General features: G+C 66.8%; 15 protein-coding genes. 5 read left to right on the top strand and 10 right to left on the bottom strand.

The features are described from left to right. Positions 1-28: 28 nt before the first annotated feature. The gene (locus tag LFT46_RS10225; protein ID WP_236802708.1) at positions 29-1,480 is read left to right on the top strand and encodes an SDR family NAD(P)-dependent oxidoreductase; all 1,452 of its coding nucleotides are present in this window, start codon (positions 29-31) and stop codon (positions 1,478-1,480) included. Between the two features lie 19 nt (positions 1,481-1,499). Beyond that, on the top strand, positions 1,500-1,970 hold the full coding sequence (locus tag LFT46_RS10220) for a pyridoxamine 5'-phosphate oxidase family protein (protein ID WP_236821963.1): 471 nt from the start codon (positions 1,500-1,502) through the stop codon (positions 1,968-1,970). Between the two features lie 70 nt (positions 1,971-2,040). Here the strand turns inward: LFT46_RS10220 and LFT46_RS10215 are convergent, their stop codons facing one another. The 3 genes from LFT46_RS10215 to LFT46_RS10205 all read right to left on the bottom strand — a co-directional run bounded on the left by LFT46_RS10215 (position 2,041) and on the right by LFT46_RS10205 (position 5,450). Next, on the bottom strand, positions 2,041-2,892 hold the full coding sequence (locus LFT46_RS10215; RefSeq protein ID WP_236802706.1) for a transglutaminase family protein: 852 nt from the start codon (positions 2,890-2,892) through the stop codon (positions 2,041-2,043). After that, entirely contained in the window at positions 2,889-3,815 is a 927-nt protein-coding gene (locus tag LFT46_RS10210; protein ID WP_142133862.1) for an alpha-E domain-containing protein, read from the bottom strand. The genes LFT46_RS10215 and LFT46_RS10210 overlap by 4 nt, the downstream gene beginning before the upstream one ends. 78 nt (positions 3,816-3,893) lie before the next feature. Further along, positions 3,894-5,450 (bottom strand): circularly permuted type 2 ATP-grasp protein, encoded by a 1,557-nt coding sequence (locus LFT46_RS10205; protein ID WP_236802704.1) that lies wholly within the window; start codon positions 5,448-5,450, stop codon positions 3,894-3,896. 114 nt (positions 5,451-5,564) lie between these two features. Here LFT46_RS10205 and LFT46_RS10200 point away from each other — a divergent pair, with 114 nt between their 5' ends. After that, positions 5,565-6,623: a YeiH family protein gene (locus LFT46_RS10200; RefSeq protein ID WP_236802702.1), complete on the top strand. Its 1,059-nt coding sequence runs from the start codon at positions 5,565-5,567 to the stop codon at positions 6,621-6,623. Between the two features lie 58 nt (positions 6,624-6,681). Continuing rightward, positions 6,682-9,342 carry an aminopeptidase N gene (gene pepN, locus LFT46_RS10195; protein ID WP_236821962.1) on the top strand — a complete coding sequence of 887 codons (2,661 nt, stop codon included), beginning with the start codon at positions 6,682-6,684 and terminating at the stop codon, positions 9,340-9,342. A gap of 101 nt (positions 9,343-9,443) precedes the next feature. Here the strand turns inward: pepN and LFT46_RS10190 are convergent, their stop codons facing one another. From LFT46_RS10190 to LFT46_RS10170, 5 genes are all read right to left on the bottom strand, one after another. Further along, positions 9,444-10,541, bottom strand: coding sequence for a lipoate--protein ligase family protein (locus LFT46_RS10190; protein ID WP_236802698.1), 1,098 nt, complete (start codon positions 10,539-10,541; stop codon positions 9,444-9,446). 96 nt (positions 10,542-10,637) lie between these two features. After that, positions 10,638-10,895: a type B 50S ribosomal protein L31 gene (locus LFT46_RS10185; RefSeq protein ID WP_018761303.1), complete on the bottom strand. Its 258-nt coding sequence runs from the start codon at positions 10,893-10,895 to the stop codon at positions 10,638-10,640. A gap of 155 nt (positions 10,896-11,050) precedes the next feature. Then, positions 11,051-11,860: a TrmH family RNA methyltransferase gene (locus LFT46_RS10180; protein WP_236802696.1), complete on the bottom strand. Its 810-nt coding sequence runs from the start codon at positions 11,858-11,860 to the stop codon at positions 11,051-11,053. 7 nt (positions 11,861-11,867) lie between these two features. Next, a complete protein-coding gene (locus LFT46_RS10175) occupies positions 11,868-12,653 on the bottom strand; it encodes a sulfite exporter TauE/SafE family protein (RefSeq protein WP_236802694.1) in 786 nt (261 codons plus the stop codon). A 20-nt stretch (positions 12,654-12,673) separates the two neighbouring features. Continuing rightward, the gene (locus LFT46_RS10170) at positions 12,674-13,459 is read right to left on the bottom strand and encodes an ABC transporter ATP-binding protein (RefSeq protein ID WP_236802692.1); all 786 of its coding nucleotides are present in this window, start codon (positions 13,457-13,459) and stop codon (positions 12,674-12,676) included. A gap of 125 nt (positions 13,460-13,584) precedes the next feature. Here LFT46_RS10170 and serB point away from each other — a divergent pair, with 125 nt between their 5' ends. Beyond that, entirely contained in the window at positions 13,585-14,478 is an 894-nt protein-coding gene (gene serB / locus LFT46_RS10165) for a phosphoserine phosphatase SerB (protein WP_236802691.1), read from the top strand. A gap of 89 nt (positions 14,479-14,567) precedes the next feature. Here serB and LFT46_RS10160 read toward each other — a convergent pair whose 3' ends face one another. After that, the gene (locus tag LFT46_RS10160) at positions 14,568-15,329 is read right to left on the bottom strand and encodes an SDR family oxidoreductase (protein WP_236802689.1); all 762 of its coding nucleotides are present in this window, start codon (positions 15,327-15,329) and stop codon (positions 14,568-14,570) included. Positions 15,330-15,492: 163 nt separating this feature from the next. Continuing rightward, on the bottom strand, positions 15,493-16,218 hold the full coding sequence (locus LFT46_RS10155) for a beta-ketoacyl-ACP reductase (RefSeq protein WP_236802687.1): 726 nt from the start codon (positions 16,216-16,218) through the stop codon (positions 15,493-15,495). Positions 16,219-16,249: the final 31 nt, after the last annotated feature.

Raw genomic sequence — 16,249 nt, 5'->3', positions numbered from 1 at the left:
CTGCGGCGTACGCTGTAAAATTTTCCCAATGAGCTCCCCCGATCTGACCCCTGAGGACATCCAGGCCTGCCTCAAGGTCCTGAACACCATCCACGCGTACGACGAGGAGCACCCGGACTACCTTGCAGTCCGCCGTGCGACGGGAAAGATGTTCAAGGCGGTCAAGCGCCACCGCAGGGTCACCAAGCGCGATTCGATCGCCGAGGCTGACCGCGCCGTTATCGCCCAGACCGCCACGGCCGCGCCGGACCGGATCGATGACGAGACCCGTGGCAATAAGCTGGCACCGTCCACCACCGGCAAGGTTGCAGGCCACCTCATCAGGTCCCGCCCCTGCTACATCTGCAAGCAGCACTACACCCAGGTGGACGCGTTCTACCACCAGCTGTGCCCCGAATGCGCCGCCTTCAGCCACAGCAAGCGCGACGCCCGGACTGACCTCACCGGGCGCCGGGCCCTGCTCACCGGCGGCCGCGCCAAGATCGGGATGTACATCGCCCTGCGCCTGCTGCGCGATGGAGCGCACACCACCATCACCACCCGGTTCCCCAAGGACGCGGCCCGGCGCTTCGCCGCCATGGAGGACAGCGGCGAGTGGCTGCACCGGCTCCGGATCGTGGGCATTGACCTGCGCGATCCTGCCCAGGTCATGGCCCTCACCGACTCGCTCAATGAAGCCGGCTCGCTGGACATCATCATCAACAACGCCGCCCAGACGGTGCGCCGTTCCGGCAATGCCTACAAGCCCCTGGTCGATGCCGAGGACGAACCCCTCCCCGCGGCACTGGAGCACGCCAACGGCGGCCCGGAGCTGCTGACCTTCGGCCACGCCCATGACAAGCACCCGCTGGCGATCGCCGGCAGCGTCACGGAACATCCCGTCCTGGCCGGCGATGCCGTCACCTCCCTCGCGCTGTCCACCGGGTCCGCCTCGCTGGAACGGATCGCCTCGGGCACGGCCATCGACGCCGGCGGGCTGGTTCCCGACCTGGCCACCATCAACAGCTGGACCCAAGTAGTGGACGAGGTGGATCCGCTCGAAATGCTCGAGGTGCAGCTCTGCAACGTCACCGCGCCGTTCCTGTTGGTCAGCCGCCTCCGCGACGCCATGAGGCGCTCCACTGCCCGGCGGAAGTACATCGTGAACGTCTCCGCCATGGAGGGCCAGTTCTCCCGCGCATATAAGGGGCCCGGGCACCCCCACACGAACATGGCCAAGGCCGCCCTGAACATGATGACGCGCACCAGTGCGCAGGAAATGCTGGACACGGATGGAATCCTGATGACGGCCGTGGACACGGGCTGGATCACCGACGAACGTCCGCACTTCACCAAGGTCCGGCTGATGGAGGAAGGCTTCCACGCTCCCCTGGACCTGGTGGACGGCGCGGCCCGGGTCTACGATCCCATCGTCATGGGCGAAAAGGGCGAGGACCAGTACGGCGTTTTCCTGAAGGATTACAAGCCCAGCCCCTGGTGATGCGCGGTATGCTCACGGCATGAGCAACGAGTCATCCAGCCAAGTGCAGAACCTCGAACACCACGAATGCTGGGCCATGCTGCGGACGGTGTCCGTGGGCAGGCTGGCAGTGCTGGCGGACGGCCGTCCGGATATCTTCCCGGTGAACTACACCGTGGACGGCGGCACGCTGGTTTTCCGGACCGCCCAGGGAACCAAACTGTCCGCAGCCACCGGAGGCGAGGCCGCCGTTGCCGTCGAGGCGGACGGGGTGGACCCGGACACGGGATTGGCCTGGAGCGTAGTGGTCAAGGGCACCGCCGCCCTGGTTAAAAGCACCGAAGAAGTGCTGGAGACGTCCCGCCTGTACCTTTTCCCGTGGCAAGCGGGGCGGAAAGACGCCTTTGTCCGCATCACGCCGGATTCGGTGACGGGGCGCCGCTTCAAGGTCACGGATCCGATGACCTGGTGGACGCAGATCAACGGCTCTGCCAAGGCGTCGCAGGAATAGGCCCAAAGCCGGTCAACAACAAATTACGACGGCGGGTTCCCCGGCCAGGAAGGCCGGGGAACCCGCCGTGTCAGGCCAGTTGGGTGATTTCCACGCTTACTTTGAGGGCGGACCCGCCGCCCCCGGACAGAATGCCCTTCAGCGGGGGCACGTCCCGGTAATCGCGGCCCCTGGCCACGGTGACGTGGAAGTCGCCGGCGGGCTTGTGGTTGGTGGGGTCCCAGCTGCGCCAGTCCCCGTCCCACCATTCAAGCCAGGCGTGCGACTGCCCGGCAACGGTCTCCCCGATGCCGGCGCTGGAGCGCGGGTGCAGGTAGCCGGAGACGTAGCGCGCGGGAATGCCGCAGCTGCGCAGGGCGCCGATGGCCAGGTGAGCCAGGTCCTGGCACACGCCCTTGCGCTGCCCCCAGGCCTCTTCGGCGTTGGTGGTGACGGCGGTGGAACCGGACATGTAGGTCATCTCCCCGCGCATCCAGGCGAAGACGGCCATGGCCGCCTCATGCGGGTTCTTCCCGGCCACGACATCCGGGATGATGCCCAGCACTTCGTCGCCCGGGCCGCTCAAGCGTGACTGCGGCAGCCAGTCACTGAAGGCATCAAGGGTTTCCGGGGACTTCAGGTCCTCCCAGCCCACGATGTCGGCTTCCGCCGGGATCTTCTCCGCCCGGTGCACCTCGACGGTGATGTTGGAAACCACCTCGAGGCTCTCGTGGGGCATCTGCATGTCGAAGGCCGTGACCCTGGTCCCCCAGTAGTCCCGGTACGTGCTCACCGCCGCCTGCGACGGAGCCACCTTCACCACGGATTCCAGGACCACCTGCTGCGAATCGGTCAGCGGGGTCATCCGGGCCTCGTTGTAGGACAGGGTCACCCGCTTGTTGTACTTGTAGGCCGTCCTGTGGACGATGCTCAACCGGGTCATGACACTTCTCCCACCCAGGCAAGTTCATCCGCCTGATTGAAGTACTTACGGGAAATGGCGTCCGAGGCCTGGGACACTGCCTTCTGCACCCGTTCCATGTGTTCGGGCAGCTCGGACATGAGATCGTCCGTGCGGTGGAATTCCAGGAAGGTCCGGGCCTGCCCCACGATGCGGCGGGCGTCGTTGATGAAGCCCACGCGCTGCGCGGACGGGTCCAGCTTGGCCAGGCACTCGTCGGCGTCCCGCAGCGCATAGACGATGGACCGCGGAAAGAGCCGGTCCAGGAGAAGGAATTCGGCGGCATGCTGGTCGCCGAAGGCCGCGCGGCGCGTACGGAGGAAGGATTCGTAGGCGCCGGCGCAGCGGAGCATGTTGACCCAGGACATGCCCGCGGAGAGCACGTCGCGGGTGGAGAGCATGCGTGCCGTCATGTCCGCGCGTTCCAGGGAACGGCCCAGGACCAGGAAGAGCCAGCTTTCGTCATGGCTCACCGTGGTGTCGGCAAGGCCGCTGACCATGGCGGTACGCTCCAGGGTCCAGTTGCAGAACCGGTAGGTGCCCACCACGTCCTTGCGGTGCTGGCTCAGCCCGTAGTAGGTGGTGTTCAGGCTCTCCCACAGTGCAGAGGACACGGTCTCCCGGGCCCGGCGCGCGTTTTCGCGGGCAGCACCCAGGGACCCCGCGATGGAGGTGGCACTGGTCTTGTCATAGGCCAGGGCGTGGAGCAGTTCCGGCAGGCCGAAGTCCTCGCTCTGCGGCCTGGCGCCCATGACGGCCAGGAGTTCCTGCGCCACGCTCTTGCGTTCCTCCATGGGGAGGTGGTTCAGGCGTTCCAGGTGGACGTCGAGGATGCGGGCGGTTCCGTCCGCCCGCTCCACGTAACGGCCGATCCAAAACAGGGACTCGGCAATACGGCTAAGCATTCGCGGCTACCTCCTGCGCGCCCGGAACTAAGTTGGAAAAGAAATGCCCGACGGCGGCCAGGTGTCCAGGTGCCCGGCTCACTGCTGCTGCTCCGACTGGCGGTCGCGCCAGTTGCTCTCGACCGGCCAGACGGAGACCCGTTCGCGGACCGTGACGGACTGCCGGGGAACGGTTTCCACTGGCATCTGGGGTGAGTCGGCCAGGACCCACGTGTCCTTTGACCCGCCGCCCTGGCTGGAATTGACGATCAGGGAGCCCTCCTTCAAAGCCACGCGGGTCAGGCCGCCGGGGAGCACCCAGACGTTGTCGCCGTCGTTCACCGCGAAGGGGCGAAGGTCCACGTGCCGGGGGCCGAACTTGTCGCCGCCCAGGGTGGGAACCGTGGAAAGCTGCAACACCGGCTGGGCAATCCAGCCGCGGGGGTCGGCAATGATCCGCTGGCGGAGTGCGTCCAGTTCGTCCCGGGACGCGTCGGGGCCGATGACCAGGCCCTTTCCGCCGGAACCGTCCACGGGCTTGACCACCAGTTCCGCGAGGTTGTCCAGGGTGTACTCCCGGGCTTCCTTCTCCTCGAGGCGGTAGGTGTCCACGTTGGCGATGATGGGCTCCTCGCTGAGGTAGTAGCGGATCAGGTCAGGCACGTAACTGTAAACCAGTTTGTCGTCGGCAACGCCATTGCCCACCGCGTTGGCGATGGTGACGCCGCCGGCGCGGGCGGCGTTGACCAGGCCGGGGCAGCCGAGCATGGAGTCGGAGCGGAACTGCAACGGGTCCAGGAAGTCGTCGTCGATCCGCTTGTAGATCACGTCCACCCGCTGCTCGCCGGCCGTAGTCCGCATGTACACGCGGTTTCCGCGGCAGATCAGGTCGCGGCCCTCCACAAGTTCCACGCCCATGAGGCCGGCCAGGAGGGTGTGCTCAAAGTAGGCGCTGTTGAAGACGCCGGGGGTGAGGACGACGACGGTGGGATCGTCAACGCCGGCCGGCGCGGTTTTGCGCAGGGCCGAGAGCAGCCGGCGGGGGTATTCCTCCACCGGGCGGATCAGCTGCTGCCCGAAGGCTTCGGGCAGGCCCTTGGCCATGGCGCGCCGGTTCTCCAGCACGTAGCTGACGCCGGAGGGCACCCGGACGTTGTCTTCAAGGACCCGGAAGGTACCCGCGGCGTCGCGGACGACGTCGATGCCGGAGATATGCACCCGGACGCCGCCCGCGGGCTCGAAACCGTGGACCTGCCGGTGGAAGTGTGCGCTGGTGGTCACCAGCTGACGCGGGATCACGCCATCGGACACCACGGTCATCTTGTCGTAGACGTCGTTCAGGAAGGCTTCCAGGGCGCGTACCCGCTGGGCGACGCCCCGTTCCAGGACATCCCACTCGGCAGCCGGGATGACCCGCGGGACGATATCGAGGGGAAAGGGCCGTTCCTCACCCGCGTAGTCGAACGTGACACCGCGGTCCAGGAAGGTGCGGGCCATGGAGTCGGCGCGTGCGCTGACGTCCGCCAGGGAGAGCTTCCGGAGAGCCTCCGCCACCTGCCCGTACGAGTCCCTGGCCTGCTGTCCCGGGGCGAACATCTCGTCGTAGGCTCCGGTGCGGCCTGCGGCCTCGGAGTAATCCTGGAATAGGTCTGACATGTCCAATAGCCAACCATCTTTTTGTTTCGAATTCATTTACAGCCACCCATTGTGGCGTGTTGGCGCCGGTAGCCCGGTTCGTACTTTACTGGCCTCTTCGGGCACAGTAGGTGAGTGCCAGTCAGCAGAAGCCTTCCCGAGCCGGGCCGTGGCCGTTTCCGGCCCCTCCTCGCACGGCTTGTCCCGGGCCTGCTGACCGCGGCAGCCGCCGTCGCTGCCGCCTTCCTGGTGCACGGCCTGCTGCCTGCGCTCCCCGCGATGACCCTGGCCGTGGTGCTGGGGGTGCTCGCCGCCAACCTTCCCGGCGCCGCCGGATGGACCGAAGGGCGCGCACGGCCCGGGCTGGACTTCGCGGGCAAGCACCTGATGCGCGCCGGAATCGTCCTCCTGGGCTTGAAGGTCAGCGTCATGGACGTCCTGGGCCTGGGGTGGCTGGCGCTGCTTCTGATCGTGGCGGTGGTGGCCGCCAGCTTCGGCGGGACGTACGCCATCTCGCGCCTCTTCCGCCTGCCGCCGGTTACCTCGCTCCTGGTGGCCACCGGCTTCTCCATCTGTGGGGCCTCTGCGATTGGGGCCATGGCGGCCGTCCGCCGGATCCGGCACGCCGATACCGTCCTGCCCGTGGCCCTGGTGACCCTCTGCGGAACGCTCGCCATCGGTGTCCTTCCCCTCGTCGCCCATCCCATGGGCCTGACGGCGGCCGTGTTCGGCGCCTGGACCGGTGCTTCCGTGCATGATGTGGGCCAGGTGGTGGCCACCGCCCAAACCGCTGGGACCGCTGCCCTGGCGATCGCCGTCGTCGTCAAACTCACCCGGGTGCTGCTGCTGGCGCCTGTTGCCGCCATGGCGGGCGCGCACCATCGAAGGGGCGCGCGGTCAATCGGCGCCGCAGACGGCAGCACGGCGAAGATGCCGCCGGTGGTGCCGCTGTTCGTAGTGGGTTTCGTCGCCATGGTGGCGCTCCGCTCCACGGGCTGGCTTCCCGCAGCGTGGCTTGAGGCCGGAGCCACCCTGCAGGACCTCCTGCTGGGCGGGGCGCTGTTCGGGCTGGGCTCGGCGGTGCGGATCCGCAGCCTCCTCCACACGGGTGGCCAGGCGCTCCTGGCAGCACTGGCCTCCTGGTTCCTGATTGCCGCGCTGGGCCTTGGGGCCGCGTTCCTTATCGCAGGCTGAGCGAGCCCTTGGCCCGGCCACCTGAGCCAACCCAACAGGGCCGTGGTTAGATAGCCGGGTGTCGAATGAGAATCTGCAGCGCCGCGAAGCCGCCGAACGTTCAGCCCTGATCAGCACCACCAGCTACGACATCTCCCTGGATGTGCGGCAGGCAGCTGATCCGGCAGTCGCCGGTTACACCAGCCGCAGCGTCATCACCTTCACGGCCGAGCCCGGCTCCAGCACATTCCTGGACTTCATCGGCAGCAGCGTTCACAGTGTGCTCCTCAACGGCAAGGGACTGCCGGTGGAGGACGTGGTGGACGGCGCACGGATCCGGCTGGACAACCTGCGGGCCGAAAACCAGGTCTCGGTCACCGGAACCGCGCTGTACAGCCGCTCCGGCGAGGGCATGCACCGGTTCGTGGACCCCGCCGACGGCCAGTGCTACCTGTACACCCAGTATGAGCCGGCCGACGCGCGGCGGGTGTTCGCCAACTTTGAACAGCCGGACCTGAAGGCTGCCTACACGTTCCATGTCATGGCCCCAGCAGACTGGCACGTAGCCTCCAACGGTGCGGAGGTGAAGCGCACCCTGCTCACCAGCGACCCGGCCACCGCCTGCTGGGACTTCGCCACCACCTTGCCGATGTCCACCTACATCACCACCGTCCTGGCCGGCCCCTACTTCAAGGCAGAGGAAAGCTGGCAGGCAACGCTCGACGACGGCACCCGCCTCGATGTCCCGCTGGCCCTTTACTGCCGCGCCTCCATGGCCGAATCCTTCGACACGGACCACCTCTTCGAGCTCACCAGGAAGGGGCTGGACTTCTTCAACCGGCTCTTCGACTACCCGTACCCCTGGGGCAAATACGACCAGGCCTTCGTTCCCGAGTACAACCTCGGTGCCATGGAGAACCCTGGCCTGGTCACCTTCACCGAGAGCTACGTCTTCACGTCCCGGGCCACCGACGCCCAGTACCAGGGGCGGGCCAACACCCTGCTGCACGAGATGGCCCACATGTGGTTCGGGGACCTGGTGACCATGCAGTGGTGGGACGATCTGTGGCTCAAGGAATCGTTCGCCGACTACATGGGAACGCTCGGCGTCGACCGGGCCACGGACTGGGACACCGCGTGGGTCAACTTCGCCAACAAGCGCAAGGCCTGGGCCTACGTCCAGGACCAGCTGCCCACCACCCACCCCATCGTGGCGGACATCCCGGACCTCGAGGCGGCCAAGCAGAACTTCGACGGCATCACCTACGCCAAGGGCGCCTCCGTCCTCAAGCAGCTGGTGGCCTATGTAGGTTTTGACGCCTTCATCGCCGGCTCGCGCGAGTACTTCCGGAAGCACGCCTACGGGAACACCTCGCTGGCCGACCTGCTGGCGGCCCTGGATGCTGCCTCAGGCCGTGAGCTGTCCGGCTGGGCCCGGCAGTGGCTGCAGACCTCAGGCATTTCCACGCTGTCTTTGGACTTCGCCGCGGAGGGTGCGCCGGAAGGCGCAGCAGCGGACGACGACGGCGTGCCGGGCAGGGTGGCAATCGTCCAGGAAGCGACGGACCCGGTCACGGGACACGAGGAGCTGCGGCCGCACCGCCTCCGGGTGGGTTCCTACGACTTCGACGCCGAGGGCGCCCTGGTGCGGACCGGCAGCATCGAAACCGACGTGGCCGGCGCCCGCACGGAACTCCCCCAGCTCGCGGGCCAACCGCGGCCTGCGCTCCTCCTGGTCAATGACGACGACCTGACCTACGCCAAGGTGCGGCTGGATCCTGCCTCCGAGGCAGCGGTTCGTTCCTCGCTGGACCGGATTGCCGATCCCATGGCCCGCGCCCTTTGCTGGACGTCGCTGTGGAACTCCGCCCGGGACGGCGAAAGCCCCGCATCGCTGTACGTGGATGCCGTAGCTGCCTTCGCCCCTGCCGAAACGGGCATCGGCGTCCTGCTGAACGTCCTCGACAACGCGACAACCGCCGTCGAACGCTACACCCCCGCTGACGGCCGGGCCAGCGTGCGCTCCGCCTTCCTGGCCGCGGCCGCTGCCGAACTGGACCGTGCCACGCCCGGCTCGGACCAGCAGCTCGCCTGGGCCCGCACCCTGGCCACCCTGAGCCGGCATGACGGGAGCCTGCTCCCCCGCCTCCGGGGCCTGCTGGACGGCAGTGCGCCCGTGGAGGGCCTGGCTGTGGATGCCGAGCTCCGCTGGCACCTGTGGCATGCGCTCGCTGCCAACGGACAGGCCGGCGCAGCAGAACTGGATGCCGAACTGGCCCGGGACACCACCGCTTCGGGCCGGGCAGGGCACGCGACCGCGATGGCATCCCGGCCGGACCCTGCCGTGAAGGCCGCGGCCTGGCACGCATCCGTCGAAGGGACCGAGCTCTCCAACCAGCTCCTGACGGCAACCATCAGTGGCTTCACCACGGCTCCGCCGGCGCTGCTGGAACCCTATGTGGAGCCGTACTTCGATTGCCTTCGGACCGTATGGGATGAACGCAGCATTGAGATTGCCAGCCGGATTGTTCGCGGTCTCTACCCCGCGGCGCAGGATCTGGCGGCGGGCACCCAACCCGAGGAGCATCCGGTGGTACGGCGGACCGATGAGTGGCTGGCTGCCACCCCGGAGGCGCCGCATGCCCTGCGCCGGATCATCATCGAGCAGCGCAGCCACCTGCTGCGCGCACTCACCGCACAGGCCGCCGTCGTTCCCCACCACTCATCGATTGCTCCCTAAGCGTCGTTATGCAGGCGCCAAAACGACAACGGGCCCACGCCGGCGAGGGCCCCGGCCTGAGCTTGCGAAGGATGGGAGCCGGTGGGGAGCAACCGGTGAGGCTACGGGACGCGGTGGAGCCACTCCTCGGTCCCGAACTTGGTGGCCACCCGTTCCTCGGCGGCGGCCAGTTCGTGTCCCGCCAGCTGTGACGGCGTTGCCCCGTAGCGCTCGCTGAACACCTCGATCATCGCCTCGATGATCGCCATCCGGGCCAGGCCGGTCTGGCGGCGCAGCGGGTCCACGCGCTTCTTGGCGCTGCGGGTGCCTTTGTCGGAGAGTTTCTCCTTGCCGATCCGGAGGACCTCCACCATCTTGTCGGCGTCGATGTCGTAGCTCATGGTGACGTGGTGCAGCATGCCGCCGTTTGCCAGCCGTTTCTGTGCGGCGCCGCCGATCTTGCCCTGGTCCGTGGCGATGTCATTCAACGGGATGTAGAACGCGTTGATGCCAAGCTTCTTCAGTGCGGCCATGACCCAGGCGTCCAGGAAGGGGTAGGAGTCCGCGAAGCTCAGCCCGTCCACGAGGGTCTGGGGCAGGTAGAGCGAGTAGGTGATGCAGTTGCCGGCCTCCATGAACATGGCGCCGCCACCGCTGATCCGCCGGACCACGTTGATGCCGTGTTTGGCAACGCCCTCGGGGTCCACCTCGTTCTGCACGGACTGGAAGCTGCCGATGACCACCGACGGCTCCTGCCAGTCCCAGAACCGCAGGGTGGGGGTACGCTCCCCCGCGCCAACGGCTTCCGTGAGCACCTCGTCCAGGGCGACGTTGATTTCGGTGGGAAGCACGGTGGGCGCGATGATGTTCCAGTCGTGGTCTCCCCACGAGGTGGCCTTGGCCAGCGCCCGGCGGACGGTGACGGCCACCGCATCGGCAGAGAAGCCGAACAGGACCGCTCCAGTTGGCAGCGCTGCGCTGACGGCCGCGGCGAGGTCTTTAGCGGGAGTGGTCTCGGGGAGCCCGGTCAGCGCGCGGTTGATGTCTGCCAGTGCCTCGTCCGGTTCCAGGAAGAAGTCGCCGCTGACGGAGACGTCCGCAAGGGCGCCGTCCACCACGGTCAGGTCCACCACCACCAGCTTGCCGCCGGGCACCTTATATTCACCGTGCAGGCGCTGGTTGCTGGCGGCTTCAGGGGCGGGGAAAGGTGACTGGGTCATGCTTCCAATCCTGCCCCAGAAGACAGGTGTGCGGTTAACGCAGAAGCCCGCACCGTTTCCGGTGCGGGCTTCCTGATACAAGCCAGGGCGAAGGAATTACTTCTTGCCGCCGAAGCCCTTGAAGCGAGCGTTGAAGCGCTCGACGCGGCCTGCAGAGTCCATGATGCGCTGCTTGCCCGTGTAGAACGGGTGGGACTCGGAAGAGATTTCGACGTCGATGACCGGGTAGGTGTTCCCGTCTTCCCACTCAATGGTCTTGGAGGAAGACACAGTGGAGCGGGTCAGGAACTTGGTGCCGGAGGCCAGGTCGTTGAAGACAACAGCTTCGTACTTCGGGTGGGTATCAGACTTCACAATGGGACCTTTGTTCGCGCAGCTGGATTTTGCCAGCTGCCAGGTATGAATGGGATGGCTGGGTTCTGTTGCATCAGCCGTAGCTGAAAAAGCAGGACAACCAGCTATCCATCATAGCCGATGCCCGTGGGGCTGACGAACCAATGCGCCATACGTTAGGCCCGCGCGCGAAGCTCCCAAAAGGCCACGGCGGAAGCGGCGGCTACGTTGAGGGAATCCACGCCGTTGCGCATGGGGATCTTTACGGCGAGGTCGACGGCGGCGAGGGTCTCCGGGCTCATGCCGGCACCCTCGGTGCCGAGCACCAGGGCGAGCTTGTCCAGGTTCCGGGAGGCGACGGCGTCGACGTCCTCCGCGTCGGGCGTCAGTTCCAGTGCCGCGACGGTGAAGCCGTGGTTCTTCAGCACCTGGAGGTCGCCGGGCCAGTTGTGCAGGCGCGCCCAGGGAACCTGGAACACGGTGCCCATGCTCACCCTGACACTGCGGCGGTACAGCGGATCACCGCACCGCGGGGAAACCAGGACGGCGTCGATATCGAGCGCCGCTGCGGAGCGGAAGATGGCCCCCACATTGGTGTGGTCCACGATGTCCTCCAGCACGGCCACGCGGCGGGCCCCGGCCAGGAGCCCCGGCAGCGGCACCGGGGCAGGGCGCTGCATCGCCGCCATGGCCCCGCGGTGCAGGTGGAAGCCGGTGATTTCCTCCAGCAGGGCTGCCGAGCCGATAAAAACCGGTACGTCCGGGTACGCCTTGAAGACGTCGTCGAGGTCCGCCACCCACTTCTCGGCGAGGAAGAACGACCGTGGCTGGTGCCCGGCGGCCAGCGCCCGGCGCAGCACCCGCGACGACTCGGCGATGTACATGCCCTCGGCCGGTTCGCGGAGCTTGCGCAGGTGCACGTCGGTGAGCGTGGTGTAGTCGCTGACCCGGGGGTCGTCGGCGGATTCGAGGTAGTGGAAAGTCACCGGGTGATTATTGCAGCAGGTTGGCGATCATGACGGCGAGGGCCACGAGGCCCAGGCTGAAGATCACGGCACGCAGGACGCGGGGCGACAGCTTGCGGCCCACCTTCGCGCCCATGAGGCCGCCGATGGTGGAACTCACAGCGATCAGCAGCACCACCAGCCAGTTGACACGGTCGAAGGCGAACAGCAGGTAGGAGATGGCGGCGACCATATTCACGCCGAGGACCAGGAAGTTCTTCATGGCATTTGCGTTCTGGATGGTGCCGGTGAGGAACACGCCAAGGATGCCCACCAGCAGGATCCCCTGCGCTGCCACGAAGTAGCCGCCGTAGACTCCGGCCAGGTAGACCAGGACCAGCAGGAGGATCCCGTGGCGTTTGTCTTTGGCGGCCTGCGCCGGATCGGCCTCGCGCTTGCGCACCCAGTCCTGCAGCCGCGGCTGGAACACGACCATCAACATGGCCAGGACCAGCAGGACCGGGGCCACATAGTGGAAGACCTTTTCGGGCAGGTGAAGCAGGAGATAGGCGCCGGTGATGCCGCCAAGCACCGACGCCGGCAGCAGGCGCATGACCTGCCGCGCACGGCCCGCCAGCTCACGGCGGTACCCGAAGGCCCCGGCGCCCGTGCCGAAGACCAGGCCCATCGCGTTGCTCATGGAGGCGGTTACCGGGGCAACGCCCAAGGCGATGAGCACTGGGAAGGTGACCAGGGTCCCGGAGCCCACCACGGCGTTGATGGTGCCGGCCCACAGCCCGGCGATGAACACAATGATGCTGCTGAAGAATTCCAAGGTAGTTGCGCAGGCCTCTTCTAGCGGCGTGCTGTGGCGGTGTAACGTCCCGCGTTCTCGGTCACCGCAAGCGGCAGCCCGAAGGTGGTGCTGAGGTGTTCTTCGGTCAGGACCTCGGTAATGGGACCGGCAGCTACAACTCCGCCGTCACGCAGCAGCATGGCGTGGGTGAACCCCGGCGGGACTTCCTCCAGGTGGTGCGTGACCAGGACCATGGCAGGAGCCGCTTCATCGCGGGCAAGCTCGGCGAGCTTGTGCACCAGCTCTTCGCGGCCGCCCAGGTCCAGTCCGGCGCCCGGCTCATCCAGCAGGAGCAGTTCGGGGTCCGTCATCAGGGCCCGGGCAATCTGGACGCGCTTGCGCTCGCCCTCTGACAGGGTGGCGAACGTCCTGTTGAGCAGCGGCCCCATGCCCCAGTCGTTCAGCAGCCGGAAGGCGCGCCGTTCGTCGTCGCGCTCGTAGCCTTCGCGCCAGCGGCCGGTGACGCCATAGGCAGCGGTAACCACAACGTTCAAGACGTTCTCGTGTTCGGGGATCTGGGTGGCAAGGGCTGCGGAGGAGAGACCGATGCGGGGCCGGAGCTCGAACACGTCAACGCGGCCCAGGATTTCGTCGAGGATGCCGGCCGTTCCGCTGCTGGGGTGGAGCCGGGCCGCCGCGATCTGGAGAAGGGTGGTCTTGCCGGCGCCGTTGGGGCCGAGAATGACCCACCGCTCGCCCTCGTTAACCTGCCAGTCAACCTTGTCCAGCAGGGTCTTTTTGCCTCGGACAACGCTGACGGAGTCCAGTTCCAGAACATCACTCATAGGAGTAGACACTAGGACAAAAAAGAAGATGACTGATAACCGGTGTGAAGGCTGCCTAACGGCCCTGCATCGGCTGCCCGCAATGAATTCAAGGCACCCGTTGACCGCTGGCTAAGATTGCTGGCATGACTTCGAACGTGACTGCGGTCAGCTATGGCCTGAATGTGACCCCTGCCGGGCTGGAGCAGCTGCGTTCCGTCCTTGATTCGCACGGCGCCGAGGTGCTGGCCGAAACGGAGTCAGGAGACAACCGTTATCGGGTCCACATCCTTGAACTGGCCCTTCCCGACGCCACCGCTGCGGGGCTCGCCGCACTGCGCCGCGGCGTGGCGGAATCCGCAACGGACGGCTTTGACACTGCCATCGTGCCCGCCGCCCTTCGCACTGCGGCCCGCAAGCTGCTGATCATGGATGTGGACTCCACCCTGATCCAACAGGAGGTCATCGAACTCCTGGCCGCCTACGCGGGGAAGCGGGAGGAGGTCGCAGCCGTAACGGAGGCTGCGATGCGTGGTGAGCTGGACTTCGCCCAAAGCCTGCACGCCAGAGTGGCCGTACTCGCGGGGCTGCCGGCCGACGTCGTCCATTCCGTCCGCCAGGAAGTGAAGCTCAGCGAAGGCGCCGAGCAGTTGGTGGCCGCGTTCAAGGCCGCAGGCCACACCGTGGCGGTGGTGTCCGGCGGATTCAACCAGATCCTGGAGCCGATCGCCGCCGACCTGGGCCTGGACTACTGGCAGGCCAACGAACTGGAGATTGTCGACGGCGCGCTGACCGGCAGGGTGCTGGGCGCCGTGGTGGATAGGGCTGCGAAGGAAAAGTACCTGCGGGAGTGGGCTGCCGCCGAGGGTATCGCGCTTGAACACACCATCGCCGTGGGTGATGGCGCCAACGACCTGGACATGCTGGGCGCCGCCGGGATCGGGGTGGCTTTCAACGCCAAGCCTGCCGTCCGCGCCGTGGCCGACGCAGCACTGAACATGCCGTACCTGGACGCGGTCCGCCACGTCGCCGGCGTCTGACTCCCCCGCTTTAACCGCGAAATGGCAGTTCGCGGCAGTGCTCGACATGAGCATTGCCGCGAACTGCCATCTCGCGAAGGGGCCAGAGTTTAGCTGGAAGCCTCGGCGCTCTTGCCGAAGTAATCCGCTCCGCCGGCGTATTCGGTGTGGCCGGACTCGACGTCGGCCGTTGCCATCCCTGCCACAACCTGCGCAAACTCTTCGACGGAGTACAGCTTGCCGGCCTCCGCGCGGCGGGCCTCGATGGCGCCTGGCGTGGAACGGTCCAGGAGCGTGGCGGTGACGGTGCCTTCGATCATGTCGCCGGACACCACCACCAGGGAGATGCCCTTCTCCGCGAGGTTGGGGATGAGTTCACGCAGGGCGTCCTCGCCGGCGCGCTTGCTGCGGGCCACCGGCTCGTAGGCCGGCATCGTGGGGACCGTGTTGATGAAGTGGGCCTGGTGGCTGGTCACGAAGACCACCCTGGAGCCTTCCTTCATCAGGGGCACTGCGGCGTTGAGCATGTTGATCTGCGCGTCGCGGTTCAGCTTGAGCGCGTAGTCCTCGCCCATGCCGGTTTCCATGCCGCCGGAGGCGTTCAGGACCAGGATGTCCAGCGATCCAAAGTTTTCCATGGCGGCGCTGGCGAGGGCCTGCACGCCTTCCTGGGTAGTGAGGTCGGCACCCACGGCGACGGCACGGCCGCCGGCGGCCTCGATCCCTTGCACTACCTTGTTGGCGCGGGGCGCCTTCTGGCGGTAGTTGACCACGACGGCGGCACCCTCCGAGGCGAGGATCTTGGCTACGTCAGCGCCAATGCCGCGCGATGATCCTGTGACGATCGCCGTTTTGTTGTTCAGCAGTCCCATACGAGCTTCCTTTGTTCGAAACATCTAAATCGTTGTGGCCTGCAGTCCATCATGCCAGCGGCCGAAGCCGATATCCCTTGTCCGACTTCGACAAAGAAGGACCCGGCGGCTAGTTTCCCGCAGCGTCAGGGGGCGGCAGGGTCAGCGGCTGAGACCGGCAGGGTCAGTGGCCCATGCCCAGGCCGCCGTCCACCGGGATCACGGCGCCGGAGATGTAGGCGGCTTCGTCGCTTGCGATCCAGCGGACCACGTTGGCCACCTCCGCGGCCTCGGCAAAGCGTCCGGCGGGGATGCTGGACAGGTAGTCCTTCTGGGTGGCTTCGGGGAGTTCTGCCGTCATGTCGGTGTTGATGAAGCCGGGCGCCACCACGTTGGCGGTGATGCCGCGGGAACCGAGCTCGCGGGTGAGGGACCGGGCGATGCCCACCAGGCCGGCCTTGGACGCGGAGTAGTTGATCTGGCCGGGTGCGCCGTAGAGGCCGGACACCGAGGAGATGAGGACAACGCGGCCCTTCCGCAGACGGATCATGCCCTTGGACGCGCGCTTGATGACCCGGAAGGCCCCGGTCAGGTTGGTGTCGATGACCGAGGTGAAGTCGTCCTCGCTCATGCGCAGGAGCAGGGTGTCCTTGGTGATGCCGGCGTTGGCCACCAGGACTTCCACGGGGCCATGCGCCGCTTCCACTTCCTTGAAGGCAGCATCCACCGAGGCTTCATCAGTAACGTCCGCCTTGACGCCGAGGATTCCCTCCGGAAGCTGCGTTTCGCTGCGGTACGTCACGGCCACCTTGTCACCGTTGGCGAGGAACGCCTGCGCGATGGCAAGGCCGATGCCGCGGTTGCCGCCGGTCACCAGGACACTGCGGGGGGCGGACGCTGTTTCAGTCATGGGGATGCTCCGAAATTCTGCGGCAGGCTGT

Source organism: Arthrobacter sp. FW306-07-I, assembly GCF_021800405.1.
In the GTDB taxonomy this organism is placed as follows: domain Bacteria; phylum Actinomycetota; class Actinomycetes; order Actinomycetales; family Micrococcaceae; genus Arthrobacter.
The sequence above is the reverse complement of the archived record's forward strand: the minus strand, read 5'-3'. Positions and strand labels throughout refer to the sequence as shown.

Bases quoted from the DNA above. Each gene is read 5' to 3' on its own strand.
- LFT46_RS10225 (WP_236802708.1), top strand. From the start codon at position 29: ATGAGCTCCCCCGATCTGACCCCTGAGGACATCCAGGCCTGCCTCAAG.
- LFT46_RS10220 (WP_236821963.1), top strand. From the start codon at position 1,500: ATGAGCAACGAGTCATCCAGCCAAGTGCAGAACCTCGAACACCACGAA.
- LFT46_RS10215 (WP_236802706.1), bottom strand. From the start codon at position 2,892: ATGACCCGGTTGAGCATCGTCCACAGGACGGCCTACAAGTACAACAAG.
- LFT46_RS10210 (WP_142133862.1), bottom strand. From the start codon at position 3,815: ATGCTTAGCCGTATTGCCGAGTCCCTGTTTTGGATCGGCCGTTACGTG.
- LFT46_RS10205 (WP_236802704.1), bottom strand. From the start codon at position 5,450: ATGTCAGACCTATTCCAGGATTACTCCGAGGCCGCAGGCCGCACCGGA.
- LFT46_RS10190 (WP_236802698.1), bottom strand. From the start codon at position 10,541: ATGACCCAGTCACCTTTCCCCGCCCCTGAAGCCGCCAGCAACCAGCGC.
- LFT46_RS10170 (WP_236802692.1), bottom strand. From the start codon at position 13,459: ATGAGTGATGTTCTGGAACTGGACTCCGTCAGCGTTGTCCGAGGCAAA.
- serB (WP_236802691.1), top strand. From the start codon at position 13,585: ATGACTTCGAACGTGACTGCGGTCAGCTATGGCCTGAATGTGACCCCT.
- LFT46_RS10160 (WP_236802689.1), bottom strand. From the start codon at position 15,329: ATGGGACTGCTGAACAACAAAACGGCGATCGTCACAGGATCATCGCGC.
- LFT46_RS10155 (WP_236802687.1), bottom strand. From the start codon at position 16,218: ATGACTGAAACAGCGTCCGCCCCCCGCAGTGTCCTGGTGACCGGCGGC.